The following is a 23,498-nucleotide window of genomic DNA, read 5'->3' on the forward strand; positions in this document are numbered from 1 at the left end:
CGAGGGAAGTCTCACTAGCCGCTAGGCGCCGGAACCGGATATCTAAGAGGAAGTGCGTGGTAGATGAGACCCCGCAGAGCGTTAGCTCGAGGAGGCTCATCACTCGCCCACGGAAAGCGAACCTTTTCCCGGAGCCCCTAAGGTCCCACAAAAGTCTCGAAACTGAGTCTTCAAGAATCCTGCCATATAGCGTAATAAAACCTAAAATAAAAAAACTATCCATCCGGCAGGCAGGGCTACTGGATGGATAGTTTCTTTCGTTTTGTGGAATTTCTTACAAGCAGCTGATGAGGATAGACATATCTGTTCGGGGCAAGAGCACCAGGATGCAAGAGTTGTTGGATTAACACTTCAACCGTTTTATCAGCCATTTGTTTCACAGGTTGTTCAATCGTTGTAACGGAAGGAACCATCAATAAAGAGATCATCTGGTTATCAAAACCGACGACGGCTAAATCATCTGGAATCACCCAATTGGATGAGGAAGTCGCTTCATAAATTAACCCGGCAGCAACCTCGTCGCTTCCAGTAAACACACCATCTACATGTGGAAGCTCATCCTTAATCATATGAAAGAATTTTTGACCATCACTGACATCTATGGCCCAGTCAATCGCTAAATCTTCCTGAAAAGAAAGTCCATATTCAGACAAAGCTTCCGTAAAACCTTCTTTCCGTTTTTTTGACAAGTGACTTTCAGGCCCGCCACTTACATAGGAAATGTGTGTGCACCCCTGTTCCAACAGGTGAATGGTCGCTTCATATGCCGCTTGCTTGTGATCCATATGAATCATAGAAATGCTGGACTCGTCCATATATTCATTACAAAAAACGATAGGTCCACACTCTAAAAAAGGTTTAACATCTTCCCAATCATTAACAAGTGAAGCCATAATCACACCGTCCACTTGCTTCGTCTTCAATAATTGTAAGTAATCCATTTCTTTTTTCTTGGAATCATGTGTTTGACAGACGATGACTTGATATCCCCACTCGGAAGCTTTTTCCTCCATCGCCTCTATCAAATTACCGAAAAAAGGATTTGTCAGGCGTGGCAATAGAACGGCGATCGTCTCCGTTTTTTGACTTCGAAGACGACGGGCGGAAGAATTGGGAACATATCCAAGGTCGTTCATGGCTTGAATGATTCGCTGTCTTTTTTCATCTGTCACGTAAGGCTGATCATTGATGACCCGGGAGACCGTTGTCCTCGATAATCCAGCCAGTTTCGCTACATCTTCAATCGTAGCCATACTTACTCCCCCTCAATGCTTTCTTGAAAACGTTTCCAATTCCAATCATACTAATCATTCAGTTTTCTTGCAAGCCCTTTCATATATTGATAGAGATTCACTAAAACCTTAAATAACCTTCCCACACATATTAACTCCTCACGAATAATAAAATTAGAAAAAGGAAAAAACAGGGAGATGATTCACCTGAGAAAAGTTTTGATTATCGCAGATCCGGGTGTTGATGATGCGTTTGCTATTATGTATGCCCTTCTCCACCCTGAAATTGAAGTCGTGGGGATTGTCGCAGAATATGGGAACGTTAGTCAGGATATCGCATTAAAGAACACAGCTTACCTGCTTCAATTGGCTCAAGAACCTGATATACCAATTATTAAAGGAGCAGATAAACCTCTGACAGGAGCACCACCTGAATTTTTCTTTGATATACACGGAGCCCACGGTCTCGGGGAAATCATCCCAACGATTGAGACTCCTGACCATGAACGTTTTCAAAAAGTTTACGAACTTATCGATACATATGGGGGAGATTTGACCATTATTAACCTGTCCCGTTTTACTTCTCTCGCTCTTACCTATATCCAATCTGAAAGCAACATTGATAAATCAGGAGATGTCTATGTAATGGGAGGTGCGTTTTTCGTACCTGGTAACCGCACTTCCGTTGCTGAAGCTAACGTGTACGGAGACCCTCAAGCCGCCAAAATCGTAGCCGCTCATGGAGAAAATGTAACCTTTGTCCCTTTGAATGTAAGCAACCGCGCGGTGATCCCTCTGGATACGATAAAAAAAGTGGCGGCTGAGAACGACACACCATTTTCAAAAATCATCTTTCCCATCATGGACTACTACAGTACCCAATACGAATCTATCATTCCTGGCATTGATGGTGCCCCTCTTCATGACGTTACATTATTCTCTTATTTGATGAATCCTGAAGATTACAAGGTTGTAGAAAGACAAGTGAGTGTGAATGCGATCGGGCCTTCTCAAGGGCTAACCTACGCTGACTTCCGCCCGGCACCTGAATATATTGAAGATTATCCCATGCACAATATCATTATTGACTTCAATCGAAAAGCCTTCATCAAAGACTTCGTCGATATCATGACAGCCAAATAGTAAAAAAAAGAATGGATAGAAAAAGGAAGCATTCTTAGGAATGCTTCCTTTTTAATGATAGAGAAAGTCTATGACATTTTGAACAGCAGCTTCTCCCTGGTCGATGCAATCTGGCAGACCGATTCCTCTGTAAGAATTACCTGCAAGATATACACCTGGAAGGTCCTTCTCCATTTGTTCCGTAATCTCATTCACCCTCTGTTTGTGACCGACTGTATATTGAGGCATCGCGTCATACCATCGGGTAACAATAGAGAATTCAGGTTTAGCCGTGATATTCATCGTTTTGTTCAGATCATTCAATACGATTTCTTCAATCTCTTCGTCCGTTTTACCCACCACTTCCTGGTCGGAAGGTTTTCCGACATAGCACCTCAGGAGAACTTTTCCTCCCGGTGTCGAATGGGGCCACTTTTTATGTGTCCATGTACAAGCGGTAATCCGGAAGTCACTGTTTCTTGAGACAACAAAACCGGTCCCGTCGATATCCTTTTTAATGGCTGAGGCATCGAAGGCCATGGCGACGTTTGCTACAGATGTTGCATTCGTTTCTTTGAACGGTTCTAAGAAGTCATACTGTGACAGCATGCGTTGTACAGCATAATGGGGAGCCGCTAATATTACCGCATCCGCTTCTTTCACCGTCCCATCACTTAATAAAAGATGATAACCATTGGCTTTCTTCTCGATATGATCCACTTTCACGCCTTTTTGGACAGTTCCAGGTTCCAATCTTTCATCGATCGCTTCCACAAGAGAACCGAGGCCGTTTCTTAATGTACGGAACATGCTCGGTTTTTTTTCACCTTTTTTCGGTTTCTTCATCGGATATGTCTGACGCAATCCTTTAATGAGACTTCCGTACTTCTGTTCCAGGTCGTAGAAGTTCGGAAAAGTGGATTGCAGGCTCAAACGATCAATATCTCCAGCATAAATACCAGACAAAAGCGGTTCAATCAAGTTTTCAACGACTTGGTTTCCAAGCCTTCTCCGGAAAAACAAACCGAGGGACTGATCTCCCTCTATCGTTTTTTTCGACTTGACCAAATCCAAAGCAGCTCTCGCTTTTCCTACTGGACTGAATAACCCGGAGAAAAGGAATGGACGGACCCTTGTCGGGATCCCCATAAAAGAACCACTTGGCATTTTATGAAGTTTACCATTCACCAAAATGTAGGACTGACCTGTACCGTTTGGGACAAGTTCATCCCCTAGTCCTACTTCTCTCGCAAGCCGCCCGGCACTTTCTTTACGAGCGAGAAAAGAGTCCGGCCCACGTTCGATCGTAAAGCCATCTTTTTGTACCGTATCGATTTTCCCACCTAGGTGGTCGCTCGATTCCAACAATTTAACATCCAAAGGATAGTCTTTCTCCCGTGCTTCTTTTTGTAAGTAGTAGGCAGAGGTTAACCCTGTGATTCCTCCACCTACCACGACGATACGCTTTCTCTCTTCCATAAGTGATCTACTCTTTCACTTTATCCATGACGACACCAGCAAGTGTCTGGATAAACTTCGGATGAGTATTAGGCATTTCTGGACGGTAGTAGTTAGCTCCGACTTTGTCGCACACGACTTTACATTCGTAGTCGTTATCATAAAGGACTTCCAAGTGGTCGGATACAAATCCAACAGGTGCGTACACAAAACTGCGGTAGCCTTTTTCATTGTAAAGTTCTTCTGTTAAGTCTTGTACGTCTGGGCCGATCCATGGGTCTGGCGTGTTGCCTTCACTTTGCCAGCCAATTTCATATTGCGTAATTCCAGTAGCTTCTGAAATCAGTTCTGCTGTTCTCTTCAATTGATCTGGATAAGGGTCTCCCCCTTCCAAAATCTTCATCGGTAAACTGTGAGCAGAGACAATCAGGCAGGCTTTCTCCTTTTCCTCTTCCGTCATCTTGGTGTATTCCGCTTCAATGACATCTTTCCAATAGTCGATAAAGCCAGGTGCATCATACCAGCTTTCTACGGAACGAATAGAAATGCCGTGCTTTTCTGCTTCCTCTTTGGCGCGACCATTGTACGATTTCACGCTATACGTGGAGTAATGAGGAGCAAGCACGATGGAGACGGCTTCTTCAATCCCATCTTCAGCCATCTGGGCAACTGCATCCTCTACAAATGGTTCAATATGTTTCAGCCCAAGATATACTTTAAATTCAATATCGTCCTGCTCTACGTTCAATGCATCCTTCAAAGCTTCTGCCTGATCATCTGTAATACGGGCAAGCGGAGAAATTCCACCGATCGCATCATACCGATCACGCAGATCCTGCAGCATCTCATCCGAAGGTTTGCGTCCGCGTCGGATATGTGTGTAATACCTCTCTAGATCTTCTTCTTTGTAAGGCGTCCCATAGGCCATTACTAATAATCCCATTTGTTTTTTTGCCATGTTCCTTCACCTCTTCATCTTTTTTTAACCACGATTAAGATTTCTTGGAATAATCATGAATAAGTTGAGTCAGCCGCTTCAATGTTTCCGGTTTGATATCCGGGGTTACACCGTGGCCGAGGTTAAAAATGTGAGCAGGGTGTTGTCTTCCCTCATCAATGATTTTCTTTGCTCTTTCTTCAATGGTATCCCAGTCCGCTAAGAGCAGTGAAGGATCCAGGTTTCCTTGAAGTGGCTTTGTGATCCCTTCATTCCTTGCTTCTGTAATTGACATGCGCCAATCCAGTCCAAGCACATCAACAGGAAGGTCGTCCCATTCATGAATCAGGTGTCTGGCTCCTACACCGAAAGTGATCAGTGGCACGCCTTCCTCTTTCAATTCAGAGAAAATCCGCTGCATAACTGGTTTAATAAACGTACGATAATCTTCGACATTCAAAGAACCAACCCAGGAGTCGAAAATCTGAATCGCACTGGCTCCGGCTGCGACTTGTGCTTTTACGTAAGCAATAACCATGTCTGCCAGTTTGTCCATGAGGGCGAACCATGTCATCGGCTCACTGTACATGAGTGACTTGGTTTTATTGTAATTTTTTGATGGCCCACCTTCAATCATATAGCTCGCCAGGGTGAATGGTGCCCCACTGAAACCGATCAATGGGACTGTGAGTTGTTCTTTTGTTAATAGACGGATCGTGTCCATTACATAAGGCACATCATCTTCAGGGTCGATGGTTCCGAGCTTTTCAATATCCGCTTTCGTTTTTATCGGATTGTGAATGACCGGTCCGATGCCTTTTTTAATTTCCACGTCCACGCCAATAGCAGGAAGTGGAGACATAATGTCCTTGTAAAGAATCGCCGCATCGACGCCATATTGCTCCACTGGAAGACGTGTCACATAAGCACAAAGTTCAGGGTCATGGGTGATTTCGAATAATGAGTACTTTTCTTTCAGTTTACGATATTCCGGCTGTGACCGCCCGGCCTGACGCATGAACCAGACAGGTGTATGGTCTGTCTCTTCCCCTCGGAAAGCTTTTAAAATCGTGTCATTTTCAATTTTGTTCATCTTCAGAACTCCTTTTCCCGTTCAACATTTATCCGCTTACAACTATAACGATTTATTGTTCTTCTGTATAGAAAAATGGAACATTTGTCATGATTTTGTGCTTTTTTTCACAGGTCCCAACTCAGGCTTATCGTATTGGAAGGCTGACCTTTTTTCCCTGTCAATGGATCTACGGGTACGACGTAATAGCTCGTCTGATCGAAGATACCAAAAGCACTGACCTTAAACTCACTCTTTCCCGTCACTTCTCCGACCTTAACATCTTCTCCGTTTTCTTTTCTGAAAATACGGTAGACAATTCGCTCATCATCAGGAGCGGACCAACGAATCGTCCCTCTTAATGAAGCAAGACCGGATAAATTGAGACTTCCTGTTACGTCCGTTAAAACGGGAAGATCCACAGGTTCAGGTAAGCTTTCCACCCCTTCCGGTTGTTCAAAAGTAGCGGCCAGTTTTTTTTCCTGATCGATCCTTGTTAATATTTCCTTCATGAGGCGAGTCGGATAAGCACTGCTTCCATCAATCTTTCCTGATTGATCGTAGCCCATCCAGAGCGCCCCAGCATATTCAGGTGTGTATCCCGCAAACCACACATGCTGGTCCTGGTGAGTCCCTGTTTTCCCTGCTAATGCTTTAGGATAATTACCAGCCTTCGCTGTTCCTTCCTCTACAGCCGTCTGAAGGATTTCTGTTAAATACCAAGCCGTCTGTGCGTTGAATACTCCTGTTTCATCAGCAGCATGTTCATGGATGACCTTGTCATTTCGGTCCAGAATTTTTGTAATGGTATAGCTTTCTTGTCTCTTTCCGTTTTGAGCAAGTGCACCATAAGCTTCAGTCATTTGCAAAGGGGTGTATCCATCAGACAATCCACCGAGAGCAATGGATAAACCATTATCTTTTGTCGTTAACCCAGCTTTCTCCAAATATCCTTTGGCATAAGAGATACCAATTTGATCAAGGAGCCATACGGCTGACACATTCTTAGACTCGATCAAAGCCTGGTACAACGAGACTTCGCCTTCATATTGATCATCATAATTATTTGGAGAATAATCATTTGCGCCAAACGTCTGCTTTTCATCAGATAAAAGACTAAATGGATCAAAATCTCCTGTCATCATGGCCGGACCATAGACGGCAAATGGTTTAATGATGGAAGCAGGAGCCTGCTTAGACCGGACACGATTGAAATCACCATGTTTAAAATCACGTCCACCAACAACTGCAACAAGCGCACCTGTCGAGTGGTCCATAAGAGTGAAAGCTCCTTCGATCGCCCCCGAGGAACCTGGGACGAACTCGCCGTTTTTCATTCCTTCTGCAGCTATTTTCTGAATGGCGGGGTCCATTTCTACAACCAATCGGTATCCACCACGTTTTAACTCATCACGAGAGATATGATACTTCTCCGCTGCTTCATGGATGACGAGATCTACATAACTATTAGACGATGTTTCACCCGTTTCCTCTGCACGCTTAACGGCAAGCGTCGAACCTTGCATTTGCTTCATTACGGTTGCATCAATTTTTCCTGTGTCGTACATCCGTGATAACACAACATTCCTTCTCTTCTTGGCGTCATCCGGGTTATCGAACGGAGAATACGTATTCGGAGCCTTAGGCAAGCCTGCAAGCAGAGCTCCCTGAGCAATCGTCAATTCAGAAACCGTTTTTTGAAAATAATGCTGGGAAGCAGCTTCAATGCCATACGTCCCTTCCCCGAAATAAATTCGATTCAAATACAATTCTAAAATTTCATCCTTTGAATAGTTGCGCTCCAAGTAAAGAGCCGCCATGACTTCTTTCGTTTTTCTCATCCATGTCTTTTCATTTGAGAGGAAAATGTTTTTGGCCAGCTGCTGAGTAATGGTACTAGCACCTTCCACCTTTTTCATGGCAATGATATCTTTATAGACCGCTCTCATAATTCCTTTAAAATCCACACCGGAATGTTCTCGGAACCGGCTGTCCTCTATACTTATGAACGCATCCTTGACATGCTCGGGAACCTCTTGAATGGATACGTTCCTTCTGTTTTTCGTATAAATCCGTTCGATCACTTCACCTTCGGCTGTCTCCACCGTCGTCATTTCATCAAGAATCAGATCCTCTTCATTTACGACAAACCGTCCCCCGAATAATATGATCAGATAGCCAATCCCTACGATCATCATGAGGGCCAGAACGATGAGTGCCGGCCACTTCCATCGCCCGGACCAGGAAGATAAGCCTTTCTTTAAATCTTTGATGTTCAAGTTACGTGCATCCTTTCTGTTCTATCCTTCAAACTTGCCACTATGGAACCCTGCTTGCTAAACTGAAGATACCGCAGGAAAGGAGACATTCGGCTATGAAAGTATCGATGACCAATGGTACATTGAATTACTTATCCAAACTGAGTCAACAACACCCGGAAGCATCCCTGTTTTTCATGCAGGATCAAGACAAAACGGTCGCCTATTATGAAGGGGAAGATACGTCCATATTTGAAGAAGGACGCAACTATGAAACTGTCGATCATGTGGGTACGATGCAATCGAAAGGTTATGTTGTGATGAACAACATCCCAGTCAGTGACGAAGGCCGTCCTGTATTTGAAGACCGTTTCAAAAAAAGAGCAGGGAATGTAGAAAATCGTGAAGGCTTTCAAGCCATTCGCATCCTTCGCCCTTTAAAAGGCAATACGTACGTTGTCCTTACTCAATGGCGCAGTGAACAAGACTTCGAAGACTGGAAGAACTCCAAATCCTTTGATGAGGCACACAAAAAATCAGGGCCTCAGCACCAGAAGAAGCCTTCGTTTATCGATGGCGATGCCTATATTACAAAATATCAAATGATTGAACTCGAAGAGTAGCATAGGAAAAGTGAGCGGAAAACCGCTCACTTTTTTTATTCCTCTTGTTGTTCGGGTTCACTGTCCATGACTTCCTGTTGGAAGAAATCGTCTAAATCCCGAACGGATTGTTCCCCTGAAATTCGCGCCTGTTCTTCCCCGTTTTCGAAATGAATGAGAGTAGGCGTTCCTTCAATCCCGTATTTGTTCCACTGGTCCTCAAATTCTCTTACGTTCATTTTTTTGACATCCAGATCGTATTCCTTCACGATCGGCATCATTCTTGGGGTCGTACGTTGACAGTGGACACATGTCGGATCGTAAAAATAAACGGTTGTAGGCTCTCCTGATTGAATCTCTTCCTCAAGAGCATCTGGTTGAATCTGGTTTTGATAATTAGGATCATCCAATTGATCAATGGTTGCCTGATGCAAGTCTTCTTTCCCATATGGATTATCTGCTGTTTTTTCGGAGTTTTGATAGTTCACGACAAATACAAGAACTACAACAAGCACCACAAGAGCACTTGCAAAGATAATCATACCTTTTTTCATACGTTATTCCTTCCTTTCTTTACAACGACAAATAAATGAACAATAAAAATAATGATGAAGGCAGTGCCTGCTAAAAACGGAATCGTCACGAATCCAAAAACATTGATGTATTGACCATTACATGGAACAAGGCCGCATGTGTCTACGGCTGAAAGCGACGGGATCTTCTGCAGCATGTAATGGTAAATAGAAACGAACATACCAATTCCGCTCATGATGATTGCAGGGAAAGCTACATCCCATTTCTTTTTCCATAAAGCTGTACCATAAATGAGCACCAGAGGGTACATCAGTATTCTCTGATACCAGCACAGTTCACAAGGAGCGTAGCCGAGAACCTCTGAAAAGAACAGGCTCCCGACAGTAGCAACGAGGGATGTTGCCCATAGCAGGAACAACGCTGTTTCCATACTTTTCTTCATATTTTGTATCCTTTCTACCTCTCTCTCATGCCATTATACTAGGTATTCTCTTGAAAACAAAGTAGTTTCATAGTCCTTCACACCTTTGTCATTTCCATAAAAGATGCTGCTCTTGTAATGAAAAAAACCGCCTGTAAGCGGTCCTCTTCTTTCATTTCTAATTTTTAAGTAATCCATTCCGGTGGGCATAAACGGCCGCCTGGGTACGGTCCTGAACCTCTAATTTACTTAATATGTTGCTAACATGAGTTTTCACTGTTTTGACTCCTATATAGAGCGCATCACTGATTTCCTGATTCGTCATACCTTCCCCCACACATTTCAACACTTCCAGTTCACGTTTCGTAAGCTCTTCATGTGGTTTTCGATCTTGACGGAAACGGGTCATCATTTTTGTAGCCACTTTCGGTTCAATCACATTTTGACCGTGAGCCGCTTTTCGTATGGCTTCAGCAATTTCATCGGCTGAAGATGTTTTCAGCATATAACTAAACGCACCTGCTTCAAGCGCCGGAAACACTTTTTCATCATCGTAATAACTTGTCAAAATGATAATTTTACAGGATTCGGTTTTCATGATTTCTTCTGTCGCTTCAATTCCAGTCCCATTTTCCATAATCAAATCCATGAGAACAACATCCGGTTTTTTCTCTTTAACCAGCGTTGCTCCTTCATACCCACTGCTCGCTTCTCCCACGATGTCCAAATCTTCTTCTGTACTTAAATAGGCAATGACACCTTTACGGACGACATCGTGATCATCAATGACTACGACACGAATCATTCCTCTTCCCCCTTTTCATTTACTTTTACAGGAACACGGACATCAATATGTGTCCCTTCTCCTTTTCTCGAACGTAAAGAGTAAGTGCCACCAATTTCCTCACACCGTTCACGCATCGTTTTCAATCCATAAGAGGCCTTATTGGCTTTTTTATCTTCTGTATCAAAACCGACACCGTTATCGGCAATATGTAGGAAAATCTCCTTTTGGTCATGAGTGGCTTCCACCTTCACCTCTGAGGCATTGGCATGTCTCAATATATTCGAAAGTGCTTCTTGGACGACCCGGAACAATTGCTCTTCTACTGACGTTGGCAGCTCACCTAAATCTTCCATATCTACATCAAAATCAATCTGACACTTTTGACGCAATTCTTCTATGAGTGTTTTAATCCCCTCCGTCAGTGGTTCTCCTGACAAATGAACCGGCCTTAAGTGTAAAAGGAGCGCCCTCATTTCTGTTTGAGCCTGAAGGGCCATTTGAGTAATTTCCTGAAGCTGTTCTTTTGCATTTTCCGGACGACGGTCAAAGATCTTTTCTGTCGCCTGCGCCATCATCGTTAAAGCAAATAACTGCTGGCTCACGGCATCATGCAAATCTCGGGCAAGTCGTTGTCGCTCTTCAATCGTTGCCGCTTTGTGAGCCGTACGTGCCAGCTCGCTTTTTTCATCGGCGAGCTTTACAAGCGAATCCTTCTGTTGCTCCAGCTTCTCGCCAAGTACATTCAATTCATCCCCTACAGCAGCGATTTCATCATTTTCATTAAAGTAAATACGTTTGCTGAAGTTCCCCCTCGAAAGCTGGGTAATCATCATCGATATGTAGTCCAGCCGATGTTTGACATCCCCACTCGACCGAAAGCCTGCATATAGAGACATGATAAACCCAAGGACAACATAAAGCACGATGAACATTAAAATGGCCCCTGCACTCAACCAATCCGGTTGAAACCATACGTAAATAGACAATAGGATACTTAGCAGGATAAACGTATTTAAAATGAGTCCATAAAGATGTGATCGGATATACATGTAACGGATGCTATTCAATTGCTTTAACATGCTCCCCCACCTTTCACACCTGTTCGATTCGAATTGAACCCACTTTAAGATCGACACCGATGGTCAGTCTGCGAGTGGCCATTGAATAATCATCGGTTTCATATTCCACACTTCTGTGCATTCCATCAGCTTTCTGCCCCCCGACACGGATATCGCCTGTCTTCACCTTTGCATCTACACGAAAAGGAACATGCTTCGGAATTAACATTTTCACATCCCCAACCCAGCCGCGCACAACGATTGGCGTATCCCCATCCGGAATGAAAGCACGAGTAAAATCGAACCGGTAATCACCAACTCCATTCCATAAATCCATCGGTTCCACCTTCCAGTTCTCCTCATTAAAAGAATGGTCTCCAATCATCATATGCTTGGACTTCAGCTTGTTTGAAGAAGAACCTTTGGAATCATACTCAATTTTCACTTTAGAGCCTTTTCCACCTAAAAAAATACTAAATCCAAAGTATATGAAAAGAAGCGGCCAAAGTTGCCATACATCGCCAAAGGAAAACTCAAAAACACCGAGTCGATCCAACAATAAAAGCGTACTGAAGATTGTGAGGAATGAACCGATGATCCAACTTCCGCCCTTTTTCAATAACGCATCCACCCAAACCTTTAAACCGATGACGAATAAAATAATTGGATAAATATTGCCCCACGTCCAACTCATTTCCAGGGAAATAATGTTCAAATTCGACAATAGAAGAACAAATCCAAATACAACTAATAAAAGTGCGATGACGACTTGTGAAATTTTATTATGCATAATGCTCACCCTTTTTTAACCTTCCGTAAATTACATTCGACAGAAGTCCTATATTTCCTCTTCTTTTTAAAGCTTCTTACTGAATGTATAGCCTAATCTTATCTAGAAATGGAGACTTGTAAAACGACCCTGAGAACGGAGTTGTCTCCGTCTCTAGACGGAGGTTATGTTTAAACGGGAGAGCGATGGGAATATCTATAGTAGAGCATAAAAGAAAGGATGTTGTTGTATGGATCAAAAAATGCAAAATTTAATCGATGGACTCAACGAAGACTTAGCTCATGAGTACGCAGCTTCTATTATGTACACCTATAATGCTGCTGTCGTTACGGGGCTCTACCGTTCTGTCCTCAAGCCATTTTTCGAGAGCGAAGTAACCGATGAACAAGGACACGCTCTTTATCTAGCTGAAAAAATCAGCACTCTAGGCGGAACTCCGACGACAACACCTGCTGAAGTCAAACAAATGACTGAAGTGAGACCGATGTTAGAAGAAGCACGTGAAGCTGAGCGTCAGACGATCAAGCGCTACGAGGAACGTAAGACACAAGCGGAAGAACTCGGACTCACCGAATTATCTGTGAAGCTGGATGATATGATCGCAGACGAAACCGGTCATATGGAAGAAATCGGTCGTTTACTTCAAGATTCCCGCCTGCAAGATTAACGATTTTATCCCCTGTCGAAGACAGGGGATTTTTTATTGTTACTCGACTATGAACGCATTTGAGAATATTCTGAATGTATATTACAATTTAAAAAAATAGTTGCTACACTTCACCAAGGCAACAAGGAGGAGAACATATGTGGGAAAACGTCTTTCATGCCATCGATGAACAATACGAGAATATGGTTAAAACTCGCCGTCATTTGCACCAATATCCAGAAGTTTCTTTCAAGGAAGAGAAGACGGCTCAGTTCATTGCGGATACATATGAGAAACTGGGAATTCCGTATGAAAGTCATATCGGAGGAAATGGGGTTCTTGCTAGGCTCGAAGGTGGAAAACCGGGGAAGACGGTCGCGCTGAGAGCAGATTTTGATGCCCTTCCTATTCAGGAGGAAAATGACGTACCTTATAGATCCAAGAATAAAGGGGCTATGCATGCGTGTGGTCATGACGGCCATACCGCAGCTCTTCTAGGGCTGGCCGAAGCGCTTCTACCTTATAAAGAAGAACTTCCAGGAACAATCGTTTTCCTACATCAGCACGCTGAAGAGTATGCGCCCGGAGGAGCAAAACCGATTGTCGAATCAGGAGCCCTTAACGATGTAGATGCTGTGTTCGGCACTCATTTGTGGGTGAATGCGCCAACAGGTGTCATCCAAACGTCTAAAGGACCGTTTATGGCCGGAGCGGATCGATTCGAAATCAAGGTTCAAGGCAAAGGTGGACACGGGGCCCAGCCACATCAAACAAAAGACGCCATCGTCATCGCCTCTCAAATGGTTTCTTCCTTGCAGCAAATTGTCAGCCGTCGGGTAGATCCATTGAAAACAGCTGTGCTTACTGTGGGAACGTTTGAATCAGGAACCACATTTAATGTCATTGCGGATTCAGCAACCTTAACCGGTACAGTAAGGACATTTGATCCTGAAGTGCAAAACTTGATCATTGAAGAGATGGAAAAAGTCATAAAAGGAACATGTGAAACAAACGACGCAGCATACGAGTTTACTTATGAAAAAGGATACCCGCCCGTTGTCAATCATCCCGAAGAAGCGGACTTAGTTTTACAACATGCTCATAAGGCTGATGCTTCTTTACGTACAGAGGAAATCGAGCCGGTCATGGCTGGAGAGGATTTTGCTTATTACCTTTTGGATAAGCCAGGCACTTTTTATTTTACAGGTGCTCAAATTCCAGATCATTACTATCCTCATCACCACCCGAAATTCGATTTCGACGAAAAAGCACTGCCACACGCAGCTAAAACATTATTCCAATCCTTTATTAGTTATCAAGAACGTTAAAGTAAACGGAGACGGCTGGACTGAATGGTCGTCTCCCCTAATTGTTCTAACAACCTCCCATTGGCAACATACCCCACAACGGCCCCGAAACCTGGAACCAATTGAAGAAGCTTCACAAGATCCAAGGTATCTCTATACTCTATTTGTAACGTCTTCCAATCCACGTTCTTTTCCTTCATTTCTAAGTCATTCCATTCAATAATCTTACGCTTCACTTCCCCACGAACCTTGTCACTGGAAAAAGCGAGCATGAATACATGAAGCAAGTAGACCCTCTCTTCATAAGAATGAACATTCCATCCATAAATCTGAGCCGCATCAAATAAAAACTTCATCTTTATGCTTAATAACAGTGGGAAATCAGCTACTCCGAGCCAAAAGCCTCCAAAACCCGTCCCAGCGCCTTCCACGGATGCTGTTTTCTTATATTTTTTAACTAATTCACGGACTTGCCTTTCACGCTCTTCAAAACTCCAATCTGGATGGACCTTTACAGGGCGGATGTACTCTGATGTGGTTAAAGCAATCTCAATCATGGAACGAACGCTATCCGTTACCACCCCGTGTACACGATCAGGAATCTTTTCATTAATCTTAGACTGCACCTGCTTTGAACTCCTCTGTATCATGGACGACCGCTTGTCCAATGATTTACTCCAACGTAGGGCTTCCTTTTTCACCTGCTTTTCATAACTCATACCGAACACCTCCAAATATTCTTATAAGTAAAATGAAATACTGATAAAATTAGATATGAAACAGGGAAGACTGCTTAAGTAGTCTCCCCTGTTACGTTAATTTCTTTTTCACATAGTTTTGTATAAACAAATAACTGAAGATACTTCCACCTATCCATACGAGAACAAGCCCTATAGGGTTCCATTGGAATACAAACAATAGACCGAACAGGAAAGTTTGAAACAACATGATGTGCTGTAACCATTGCAGGATTGCTTTTTCCTTCCATTCTTTCTTAACCGGATATAAATCCAGCCAGGCAATGGTGCGGTGGTGATTCCACAATGTCATCATTTGAAATGCACTCAAGTAAAGGAACAGAATAGCAAAAGCGACTTTCACCCATAGATTGGATACAAACCAAATGGCCAGTGCACCAATGGCTATAAGACGAATGTACATACCTAAATAATCGCTGCTTCGTATAAACGTGATTTTATACAAATACGAAAAGGTCTGATTTTGCCGGTAAGGAACCCGATCCACAATCGCTCGTACAAGCGTGTTGCGTTTTTTCACTGTATTTTTCAAATGAGGAACATCTGTAAACATATTCGCGATTCTGTAAAAGGTCCTCATGCGCTGCTGGTCTTTTTCTACAAGTAAATCCCAAGCGAGTCCAGCTTTTTGCCTGGAGAGAGAATACGTGTAAAGAACGACGCCTACAAGCAGCACGGTCACGATACTGGCATAAACCCATTCCCCTTGAGCGAGAAAATAAAAAATGGTGATGTTCAATACCGCTTTGATGACCTGGTCCACAAGCCGTGTTCTGGGGTTTCTTTCTTTTAGCATCCACCAGTTGGACATCATATTCCAAATCTTAATGACTAGAACAACACCGATCATCATTAAGTAATACTGGGTACCAAGTTCTGGATACGAGGCAAAATACAAGGGACCAAGGGCTGCTGATATTAGAAAAATGACATAAAGTTGGACAACGTAGCTGTAATATAAACAGCGTCGGAAATAATCATCTAGCTGATATTCAGCAGGAAGCAAGAAAACTAAGTCCGGCTCTTTGAGAAGTGTACGCACAGGACTATACCCCGCGATGAATCCAAAAGCGAGCGCTATAATCCAAGCGGTAGGAAAATCTTCGGGTAAATCTTGCAGCCATTGCTGGTAGTAATAAGCGAGCGCCGAGATAAAGAACAACATGGCAACGGCAATGTGGCCATTAAAAATATACTTTAAGTAACGACTTGTCTCTTTCGTATGTTCAGAGAAGCGCTTCGTCCAAAATTCCTTTGCATTAATCATATTGTTCTTCCTTTGTCAGCTGTACATAAATATCATCAAGGGATGCGCCCGGCTGACCAAATGACGTGCGCAACTCCTCAAGCGTCCCTTTAGCTCTGATTTCTCCTTCATGGAGGATAATAAAACGATCACAATATCTCTCTGCAGTAGCAAGGATATGAGTCGACATTAATATCCCCGCTCCTTTTTCTTTCATATCCTCCATCAACTGCAGGTAGGATTGTATACCGAGAGGATCGAGACCAACAAAAGGTTCATCGACGATATAGAGGTCTGGTTCAATTAAAAATGCACACATAATCATAACCTTTTGGCGCATCCCTTTAGAAAAGTGCACAGGGAACCATTTGAGCTTTTTCTCCATACGAAATTCTTTGAGAAGCGGCTGCAACCTCTGTTTGAATAAGTCTTCCGGCACATTGTAGGCCATAGCGGTCAAGTGTAGATGTTCATACAATGTCAGTTCATCATATAAAATAGGCATCTCCGGGATATAACCGAGCTGTTGTCGATACTCCTCCGGGTTCTCTTCAAATGATGTTCCATTGATGGAGACTTTTCCTTTTTTTGCCTGCATCATTCCGATGATATGTTTGATGGTGGTACTTTTCCCCGCACCATTCAAACCGATGAGGCCAACGATTTCATTCGGATGGACATCGAAAGATATGCCATGCAGTACATTTTTATGGGTGTACCCTCCGTGGAGGTCTTTGATATGTAATAAAGGTTCCATCTTATCCCTCACTTCATTAATTTTCCTGCACAAATTTTATCATACTTTCCCATTCGTTACACTTTTCACTCACCGTCTTCATCGAGTTTTTACTCATTGATATGGTACAATGCTATCAAACGGAAAGGAGTTTTTGTATATGGCAGATGAATGCATTTTCTGCAAAATCATTGATGGAGAAATCCCTTCAGCGAAAGTGTATGAAGACGATGAGGTGTACGCTTTTCTTGATATCAGTCAAGTAACAAAAGGTCACACGTTAGTTATTCCAAAACAGCATTGCCAAGATATTTATCACACGCATCCAGAAACAGCAGAAAAGCTGTTCTCAAGAGTTCCGAAGATTGCAAATGCAATTAAACAAACCTATGCTCCTGTTGGTTTAAACGTCCTAAACAACAATGAGGAAGCAGCAGGCCAATCCGTCTTCCACCTACATATCCACCTTATACCTAGATATGGTGAAAGGGATGGATTCAGCGCTAAGTGGGAAGTCCACTCCGATGATTATTCACCAGAAGATTTACAAGCCATCGCTGGTGAGATCAACCAACACATCCCCGGTTAAATGGATTGATTTTCTCATGAGAAAACTGCTATAATACTACCATGCATTCGCAAACGGTCATGAGGGCACGTTTGGAGTGCAAATTCAGATGAGATTAGAATAGTTGAGGAGAGATGTTTAAATGAATATTCGTGTTTTAGTCATGTTATCTTTATTAGTAGGAATTGGTGCTGTTCTGCATGCCATCGCACCCCCATTCTTTTTCGGAATGCGACCGGACATGATGCTTGCTATGATGTTCCTGGGAATCTTATTGTTCCCGAAACCATCTTATGTCCTATTAATATCTTTAGCGACAGGCTTCATCTCAGCGATGACAACCACCGTTCCAGGCGGCCAACTGGCCAATATAATTGATAAGCCGTTCACAGCATTTGCTTTCTTCGGACTTGTCCTATTGACTAAAAAAATATCACATCAAAAATTCGTACAGCCTGCTTTAGCAGCCATCGGTACGATGATCAGTGGCTCCATCTTTTTAGGTGTTGTCCTTTACATCATCGGCCTTATGGAAGCGAGCTTCGGCCTTATGTTTGCTACAGTTGTTCTACCCGCAGCAGCATTTAACGTGTTGTTTGTAGCCATCATGTATCCGACTGCCCAAAAGATCTTAAGACGAACTGATCTTGCTAAAGCAGCTCAACCAGCCTCTTAAAGAGAGTATACAGAATGAACCTTGACTTACACCAAAGGCACTACATCGAATGTAGTGCCTTTGGTTTTCCTTCTCGTCTAAAGAATATTTTTTTATGTTTTTAAGGTTTCATTCATACATATTAAGAGAAAATATAAAATAGAGAGTGATTGAAAGGAGACTGACTGATATGCCAAATGGAAAATCATTAGCGCTGGGATTCTTAGTCGGAGGAGTCATTGGAGCCGCTTATACGTTACTGAGCACACCTTCCTCCGGTCGTGACTTTAGAGAAAATGCCAAACTGAAAAGCGAGAACTTGAAAAATACCGTTCTCAGCTTAAAAGAAGATGGGATGCAGCTGAAGGATCAGATTGCGCAAACATCGAAAGAAGGCGCAGAACTCATTAAAGAACTTTCTGAAGATGTAAAAATATCCATTGAAAGCTGGAAACGCACCGTTGAACCCCATCAGAAAAACATCCAGAAATATTTAGAACAAATTGAAGAAAGCTTAAAAGAACTGGAAGAGAAAGCAAAGGCTGAGCAAAAGGATCATACCACACAGCCCAGTCATGAAGTCATCAACCACCAATAATCTCACACATCCCGCCTCGAGCGGGATTTTTTATGTTTGTCCTTCTCCCCTATCTATATTCAATCCCCTTCCGTTCTATGACCAAAAAGCGCAGTTAGACGCCGTTAATAATTATTAAAGTATATGGCAGGATTGTGGAAGAATCAGTTTCGAGACTTTTATTGAGTGGATGGGGGCTACGGGGAATAGCTCGCTTTCCGCGGGAGCGCGGTGAGCCTCCTCGGACTGCGTCCTGTGGGGTCTCACCATGCACTTTTTTCCCGCAGGAGTCTCGCCATTCCCCTCCGCCCCTTTGCTATGTAAGTGTCTCGAAACCATTTAAAGAATAAGCACATTTCCAACTTGAAGGAGATAAATAGTGTGATCACCCGTATCAGGTAATTGTTTACTAATGCTTGATATAGAGCTCTTTCTACCTACCCATGATTATTGGAAGACATCCAGTCACGGTATAAGGGGGCGTTTCTCACCTATATCGAATGGGGTGGTTGGGAAGCTGGGAGACTCCCGTGGGAGAAGGAGATAGGCGAGATCCCGCAGGACGCAGTCCGAGGAAGCTCGGCGCTCCCCCACAGGAAAGCGAGTAGCTTCCCAGCCGCCCCTGACACTCACCCCTAGCAACGAACCCCGAAAACATCTCAAAACTGAGTCTTCCACAATCGGGAGCTTATATATAATAAACAGGAGGGTTACCCGAGCCAAAAATAAAAGCGTGTAGAGGTTTGAACCTCTACACGCTTTTTCAAGCTTATTATTCAGCTGCTTCTAAATCTTCAATGGAATCAACATCCATATATTCAGGAACGACAAGACCAATCTTGGCACCTTCAAGGTTCGCTCCAAGGTCTTCTAGCTTATCTTTATTCTGCTCATACTGATCACCGTGTGTTCCTGGCAACCATGCAGCAACCATTCCGTCAGCTTCACCAGCGGCCACAGATTCCCACATCGGGCCATTATCAAGCGGTGTAATCGTTACTTCAAAGCCTTGCTCTTTCATGACTTCTGCAACGACGTTTGTTGAAGCAATCTCAGAATCCCAGTTTACAAGCACAAGCTCAACTTCTGTACCATCTACTTCTTCGGTACCTTCTGTCCAAGCATCTACTTTATCCTGGTTATTGGAAATCCAGTTTTGAGCCGCTTCTTCCGGGCTCGCTCCATCAGAAATCTCAAGCATCACTTCTTCCATGTCTGCTGCTTCCCAGTTGAACTGGTCTAAGATTTTATAAGCATTCGGCTTATCATCTTCAAGTCCTTGACGAACCATTGTTTTGATTTGTTCTTCCCCACCAAAAACTTCTTTCGGATCTTCAAGATATTTCAAATCGTATTTAGCGAATTTCCAGTGTGGCGTCCAGCCAGTAACAACAATTGGTTCTTCGTTCTCAATGGCTTCACCTAGAGCTGCTGCCATAGCACCAGAAGAAGAGGTTGAAACTTCCCAACCACTCAGGTTTTCATATTCTTCAACAGCATTTTCAGCAGAACTTACGACACCTGCACCTGCTTCGATACCAGTGATTTCATAACCCATTTCTTCCCCATAGTTCATTTCAGAAGCGGTCTCATCACCGTTGGAATCTCCAGTTGACTCTGTGCCTTCTTCATCTGAAGATCCACAACCTGCAGCTACAAGTGTTAAAGATAGTCCGGCCACCATGCCGAAACGTTTCCAGTTAAACATGTAAATCTCTCCCCTTTTAAAGATTTTATATAGTAAAAGGTCCAAGGACCCTTTTCTAACTGTATTTACTAGTCACCACGCTGGGTGTTCAAGTTTTGTGTGAAACGATCAATGATGATCGCAAGAATAACGATACCCAGACCTGCAACGAAACCAGTTCCGACTTCAGCACGCTGAAGTCCGGTAATAACCGTTTGTCCAAGTCCCTTCGCACCAATCATGGATGCAATAACCACCATGGATAATGCAAGCATAACTGTTTGGTTGATCCCAGCCATGATCGTCTTTTTAGCCATTGGCAATTGGACTTTAAATAATTTCTGAGTACCGGTCGTACCGAATGCATCAGATGCCTCAATCAATTCATGGGACACCTGTCGTATTCCAAGGTTCGTAAAACGAACGGTCGGTGGTGTTGCGAAAATGACAGAGGCAAACACCCCTGGCACCATACCGATACTGAAGAAAGCCACTGCCGGAATCAGATAGACGAAAGCGGGCATCGTCTGCATGAAGTCAAGGACAGGTGTAAGAATTTTCTCTGCCAATTTGCTTTTGGCCATCCAAATTCCAAATGGAACTCCAATAATAACGGAAATCAAACTTGCAAAAATAACGAGCGTAAATGTGTTCATCAACTCTTCCCATAACTCCTGGTTGGCAATAAACCACAGGCCGATGACTGAAAAAGCCATTAAGCCCAACTTTTTGCCTGAAGCAAAGAAGGCTAAAACACCTACAACAATAATGAATAGCCAAATGGGGATGCCCATCAGCCAATCTTCTGCTACGATTTCAATAAAGTCACCAAAGTCTTCCTTTATAAAATCAAATAAGAATTCAAATGTATCTGTTGTCCACTCTGTCGCTGTATCAATCCACTCAGCTACAGGCAGTTTAGGAATCAAACCCATTTAAATTCACCTCACTTCCAGCTAACGCCGCCAGGACGGCTCCTCTCACAATTACCCCTTTTAATTTTCCTTCTTGAATAACAGCTACAGGTACCGGGGAATCATGGATAATATCGAAAATTTCCTGCATCGGTGTTTGAGGCTCAACCCTCGGCACATCCGTACGAAGAATACCCTTCAAGTTATCTGCATCCTGTTTCACAGCATGAGAAACATCATCAGCGGTTACATAGCCATGAAGATTTCTTTTTGCATCCGTTACATAGATGCTTGAAAGTCCTTCCTTACGCATCCGTTCAAGTGCTGTGCGCGGACCATGTTTTTGAATATCTACCGTTTCTGGTCGTTTCATAATATTTTCAGCCGTTAACACTTTGGAACGGTCTACATCCTCAACGAACTTCTCAACATAATCGTTTGCAGGATTCACTAGGATTTCTTCTGGTGTACCAATTTGAACAATGCGCCCATCCTTCATCAGAGCGATACGGTCACCGATTCTTAACGCCTCATCAAGGTCATGGGTAATGAATAAAATGGTTTTCTTCATGGACTCTTGCAGCTCTAATAATTCGTCCTGCATTTCTTTACGAATTAATGGATCCAATGCAGAAAAGGCTTCATCCATCAATAGAACTTCTGGATCGTTCGCAAGGGCTCGTGCAAGACCAACACGCTGTTGCATCCCTCCGGATAGTTGACCAGGGAATTGGTGGATGTATCCACCTAGTCCAACCATTTCTAATGATTTCTTCGCCTTTTCTTTACGCTCATTTTTATCAATCCCTTGGACTTCAAGACCAAACTCTGCGTTTTCCAGTACTGTACGATGCGGGAAAAGACCAAAGCGTTGGAATACCATACTCAACTTCTGGCGACGGACTTCCCGTAAATCTTTGCTGTCCATCTTAGCCAAATCCTGGCCATCAATATATACACTACCTTCTGTTGGTTCGATCAATCGGTTAATCAACCGGACGAGTGTCGATTTACCACTTCCGGACAGCCCCATGATGACAAAGATTTCCCCTTCTTCTACATCAAAGGACGCGCGGTTAACACCGACAGTATTGCCGGTTTTTTCGAGGATATCATCTTTTGATAAACCCTCATCTAAGTATTTGGTAGCCTTTTTAGCATTCTTACCGAAAATTTTCGATAAGTTTTCTACTTGAATGATCGGCACGTCTCTCACCTCTTCTTTTTTGTTTATTATGGTACGTTTCATCGTTTTTATTTCCGTACTTAATCAACCACCTTACATAATGTAACCTATTTGTAATAGAAAGTTCAAACGATAAATACTTTAAATCAAGAACAAAAATTACGTACAGTTGAAACTGTACAAAGTTTAAGGCATAAATTACGCCATTTTACTTTTAAATACTTTATATTTAAGCCCTTTCAGTCATTTTAATAAAAATGGAAATTATAGTAACGTGGTACATAGATTTTTTGCGAAGGAGGATCTTATGGTAGTAAAAGACCACCATTTCCTTGAAGACATGCATACGAAAGTCACAAATGAATTTTCTAAAACACTGGAAATGTTTGGACTTACCCCTGCTGATGCTCGGTTGTTTGTTACTCTCTATCTGCATCAGGGCCCAATGACGTTAGATGAAATGAGCGAGGCTTTGGGTAAAAGTAAAACTTCTATGAGTACAGGCGTAAGAGGCTTATTGGATCAAAGGCTGGTCGAACGAGTATGGAAGAAAGGCTTCCGTAAAGACCTTTATCAAGCCAATGAAAACTTATATCGAAACTTCATGTCATCCTATATAAAGAAGTGGCAGTCGTCCGCAAATGGACAAAAAGATACACTTGAAAGTATGGAAGGTGAGTTGAAAGAGAGAGTCCAGGAATATGTCAATCCAGAGGAAATGCAACAGGCGGAACAGCTATACAGACGTATGGAAGATATGGTCCGTTTTCACGAATGGATTGCTGAAGCTTTCAAGGAGTTAGATCCTAGCGAAAACCCTTCTGATTAACCCCTTTTTCTCAAACATGCAGAGCCATTTTTTCTCTAGCTCTGCATGTTCCTTATTTTTTTATTTTTTCAGCACATTATATCTTGATAATTTATTAAAATTTTATATGATTATAAGT

At 42.9% G+C, this 23,498-nt stretch carries 24 protein-coding genes; 8 read left to right on the forward strand and 16 right to left on the reverse strand.

Annotated elements, in window-relative coordinates:
- Positions 1 to 236: 236 nt before the first annotated feature.
- On the reverse strand, positions 237 to 1,253 hold the full coding sequence (locus tag DYE48_RS19750) for a LacI family DNA-binding transcriptional regulator (RefSeq protein ID WP_115825044.1): 1,017 nt from the start codon (positions 1,251 to 1,253) through the stop codon (positions 237 to 239).
- Positions 1,254 to 1,430: 177 nt separating this feature from the next.
- On the opposite strand from DYE48_RS19750, the gene DYE48_RS19755 reads away from it, so the two are divergent.
- On the forward strand, positions 1,431 to 2,375 hold the full coding sequence (locus DYE48_RS19755; RefSeq protein ID WP_115825045.1) for a nucleoside hydrolase: 945 nt from the start codon (positions 1,431 to 1,433) through the stop codon (positions 2,373 to 2,375).
- Positions 2,376 to 2,426: 51 nt separating this feature from the next.
- Here DYE48_RS19755 and hemY read toward each other — a convergent pair whose 3' ends face one another.
- The 4 genes from hemY to DYE48_RS19775 all read right to left on the reverse strand — a co-directional run bounded on the left by hemY (position 2,427) and on the right by DYE48_RS19775 (position 8,100).
- Positions 2,427 to 3,833 carry a protoporphyrinogen oxidase gene (gene hemY, locus DYE48_RS19760; protein ID WP_115825046.1) on the reverse strand — a complete coding sequence of 469 codons (1,407 nt, stop codon included), beginning with the start codon at positions 3,831 to 3,833 and terminating at the stop codon, positions 2,427 to 2,429.
- A 7-nt stretch (positions 3,834 to 3,840) separates the two neighbouring features.
- Positions 3,841 to 4,770, reverse strand: coding sequence for a ferrochelatase (gene hemH / locus DYE48_RS19765; RefSeq protein ID WP_115825047.1), 930 nt, complete (start codon positions 4,768 to 4,770; stop codon positions 3,841 to 3,843).
- Positions 4,771 to 4,804: 34 nt separating this feature from the next.
- Entirely contained in the window at positions 4,805 to 5,842 is a 1,038-nt protein-coding gene (gene hemE / locus DYE48_RS19770) for a uroporphyrinogen decarboxylase (protein WP_089654221.1), read from the reverse strand.
- A gap of 107 nt (positions 5,843 to 5,949) precedes the next feature.
- The gene (locus DYE48_RS19775; RefSeq protein ID WP_244199491.1) at positions 5,950 to 8,100 is read right to left on the reverse strand and encodes a transglycosylase domain-containing protein; all 2,151 of its coding nucleotides are present in this window, start codon (positions 8,098 to 8,100) and stop codon (positions 5,950 to 5,952) included.
- Between the two features lie 95 nt (positions 8,101 to 8,195).
- Here DYE48_RS19775 and DYE48_RS19780 point away from each other — a divergent pair, with 95 nt between their 5' ends.
- Positions 8,196 to 8,702 carry an antibiotic biosynthesis monooxygenase family protein gene (locus tag DYE48_RS19780; protein ID WP_089654219.1) on the forward strand — a complete coding sequence of 169 codons (507 nt, stop codon included), beginning with the start codon at positions 8,196 to 8,198 and terminating at the stop codon, positions 8,700 to 8,702.
- Positions 8,703 to 8,737: 35 nt separating this feature from the next.
- On the opposite strand, the gene DYE48_RS19785 is transcribed toward DYE48_RS19780, so the two are convergent.
- The 5 genes from DYE48_RS19785 to liaF form a co-directional block, all read right to left on the reverse strand.
- Positions 8,738 to 9,235, reverse strand: a complete 498-nt coding sequence (locus DYE48_RS19785; protein WP_115825048.1) for a thioredoxin family protein — start codon at positions 9,233 to 9,235, stop codon at positions 8,738 to 8,740.
- Positions 9,232 to 9,657 (reverse strand): disulfide oxidoreductase, encoded by a 426-nt coding sequence (locus tag DYE48_RS19790; protein ID WP_115825049.1) that lies wholly within the window; start codon positions 9,655 to 9,657, stop codon positions 9,232 to 9,234. The genes DYE48_RS19785 and DYE48_RS19790 overlap by 4 nt, the downstream gene beginning before the upstream one ends.
- A gap of 157 nt (positions 9,658 to 9,814) precedes the next feature.
- Positions 9,815 to 10,441, reverse strand: a complete 627-nt coding sequence (locus DYE48_RS19795; protein ID WP_115825050.1) for a response regulator — start codon at positions 10,439 to 10,441, stop codon at positions 9,815 to 9,817.
- Complete coding sequence (locus DYE48_RS19800; RefSeq protein WP_115825051.1) at positions 10,438 to 11,502, reverse strand: sensor histidine kinase; 1,065 nt, start codon at positions 11,500 to 11,502, stop codon at positions 10,438 to 10,440. The genes DYE48_RS19795 and DYE48_RS19800 overlap by 4 nt, the downstream gene beginning before the upstream one ends.
- 13 nt (positions 11,503 to 11,515) lie before the next feature.
- Positions 11,516 to 12,271: a cell wall-active antibiotics response protein LiaF gene (liaF, locus tag DYE48_RS19805; RefSeq protein WP_115825052.1), complete on the reverse strand. Its 756-nt coding sequence runs from the start codon at positions 12,269 to 12,271 to the stop codon at positions 11,516 to 11,518.
- A gap of 229 nt (positions 12,272 to 12,500) precedes the next feature.
- Between liaF and DYE48_RS19810 the strand changes: the two genes are divergently transcribed.
- On the forward strand, positions 12,501 to 12,938 hold the full coding sequence (locus DYE48_RS19810) for a ferritin-like domain-containing protein (protein WP_089654213.1): 438 nt from the start codon (positions 12,501 to 12,503) through the stop codon (positions 12,936 to 12,938).
- A gap of 137 nt (positions 12,939 to 13,075) precedes the next feature.
- Positions 13,076 to 14,245, forward strand: coding sequence for a M20 metallopeptidase family protein (locus tag DYE48_RS19815; RefSeq protein ID WP_115825053.1), 1,170 nt, complete (start codon positions 13,076 to 13,078; stop codon positions 14,243 to 14,245).
- On the opposite strand, the gene DYE48_RS19820 is transcribed toward DYE48_RS19815, so the two are convergent.
- The 3 genes from DYE48_RS19820 to DYE48_RS19830 form a co-directional block, all read right to left on the reverse strand.
- Positions 14,242 to 14,943: an EcsC family protein gene (locus DYE48_RS19820; RefSeq protein WP_115825054.1), complete on the reverse strand. Its 702-nt coding sequence runs from the start codon at positions 14,941 to 14,943 to the stop codon at positions 14,242 to 14,244. The genes DYE48_RS19815 and DYE48_RS19820 overlap by 4 nt on opposite strands.
- A 91-nt stretch (positions 14,944 to 15,034) precedes the next feature.
- Entirely contained in the window at positions 15,035 to 16,249 is a 1,215-nt protein-coding gene (locus DYE48_RS19825; RefSeq protein ID WP_115825055.1) for an ABC transporter permease, read from the reverse strand.
- On the reverse strand, positions 16,242 to 16,985 hold the full coding sequence (locus DYE48_RS19830) for an ABC transporter ATP-binding protein (protein ID WP_115825056.1): 744 nt from the start codon (positions 16,983 to 16,985) through the stop codon (positions 16,242 to 16,244). The genes DYE48_RS19825 and DYE48_RS19830 overlap by 8 nt, the downstream gene beginning before the upstream one ends.
- A gap of 139 nt (positions 16,986 to 17,124) precedes the next feature.
- Here DYE48_RS19830 and DYE48_RS19835 point away from each other — a divergent pair, with 139 nt between their 5' ends.
- The 3 genes from DYE48_RS19835 (at position 17,125) to DYE48_RS19845 (ending at position 18,785) form a co-directional block, all read left to right on the forward strand.
- Positions 17,125 to 17,553, forward strand: a complete 429-nt coding sequence (locus DYE48_RS19835; RefSeq protein ID WP_115825057.1) for an HIT family protein — start codon at positions 17,125 to 17,127, stop codon at positions 17,551 to 17,553.
- Between the two features lie 121 nt (positions 17,554 to 17,674).
- Positions 17,675 to 18,208 carry a tryptophan transporter gene (locus DYE48_RS19840; protein WP_115825058.1) on the forward strand — a complete coding sequence of 178 codons (534 nt, stop codon included), beginning with the start codon at positions 17,675 to 17,677 and terminating at the stop codon, positions 18,206 to 18,208.
- 169 nt (positions 18,209 to 18,377) lie between these two features.
- On the forward strand, positions 18,378 to 18,785 hold the full coding sequence (locus DYE48_RS19845) for a YtxH domain-containing protein (RefSeq protein ID WP_115825059.1): 408 nt from the start codon (positions 18,378 to 18,380) through the stop codon (positions 18,783 to 18,785).
- 751 nt (positions 18,786 to 19,536) lie between these two features.
- On the opposite strand, the gene DYE48_RS19850 is transcribed toward DYE48_RS19845, so the two are convergent.
- From DYE48_RS19850 to proV, 3 genes are all read right to left on the reverse strand, one after another.
- Positions 19,537 to 20,472 carry a glycine betaine ABC transporter substrate-binding protein gene (locus DYE48_RS19850; protein ID WP_167449562.1) on the reverse strand — a complete coding sequence of 312 codons (936 nt, stop codon included), beginning with the start codon at positions 20,470 to 20,472 and terminating at the stop codon, positions 19,537 to 19,539.
- 68 nt (positions 20,473 to 20,540) lie between these two features.
- Complete coding sequence (locus DYE48_RS19855) at positions 20,541 to 21,386, reverse strand: ABC transporter permease (protein ID WP_115825060.1); 846 nt, start codon at positions 21,384 to 21,386, stop codon at positions 20,541 to 20,543.
- Positions 21,370 to 22,572, reverse strand: a complete 1,203-nt coding sequence (proV, locus tag DYE48_RS19860) for a glycine betaine/L-proline ABC transporter ATP-binding protein ProV (protein ID WP_115825064.1) — start codon at positions 22,570 to 22,572, stop codon at positions 21,370 to 21,372. Before proV ends, DYE48_RS19855 begins: the two co-directional genes overlap by 17 nt.
- A 286-nt stretch (positions 22,573 to 22,858) precedes the next feature.
- On the opposite strand from proV, the gene DYE48_RS19865 reads away from it, so the two are divergent.
- Positions 22,859 to 23,380 carry a GbsR/MarR family transcriptional regulator gene (locus tag DYE48_RS19865; RefSeq protein ID WP_115825061.1) on the forward strand — a complete coding sequence of 174 codons (522 nt, stop codon included), beginning with the start codon at positions 22,859 to 22,861 and terminating at the stop codon, positions 23,378 to 23,380.
- The last annotated feature ends 118 nt before the right edge of the window (positions 23,381 to 23,498 follow it).

Origin of the sequence: Halobacillus trueperi, from assembly GCF_003386945.1 — a bacterium.
Classification (GTDB): Bacteria; Bacillota; Bacilli; order Bacillales; family Halobacillaceae; genus Halobacillus; species Halobacillus aidingensis.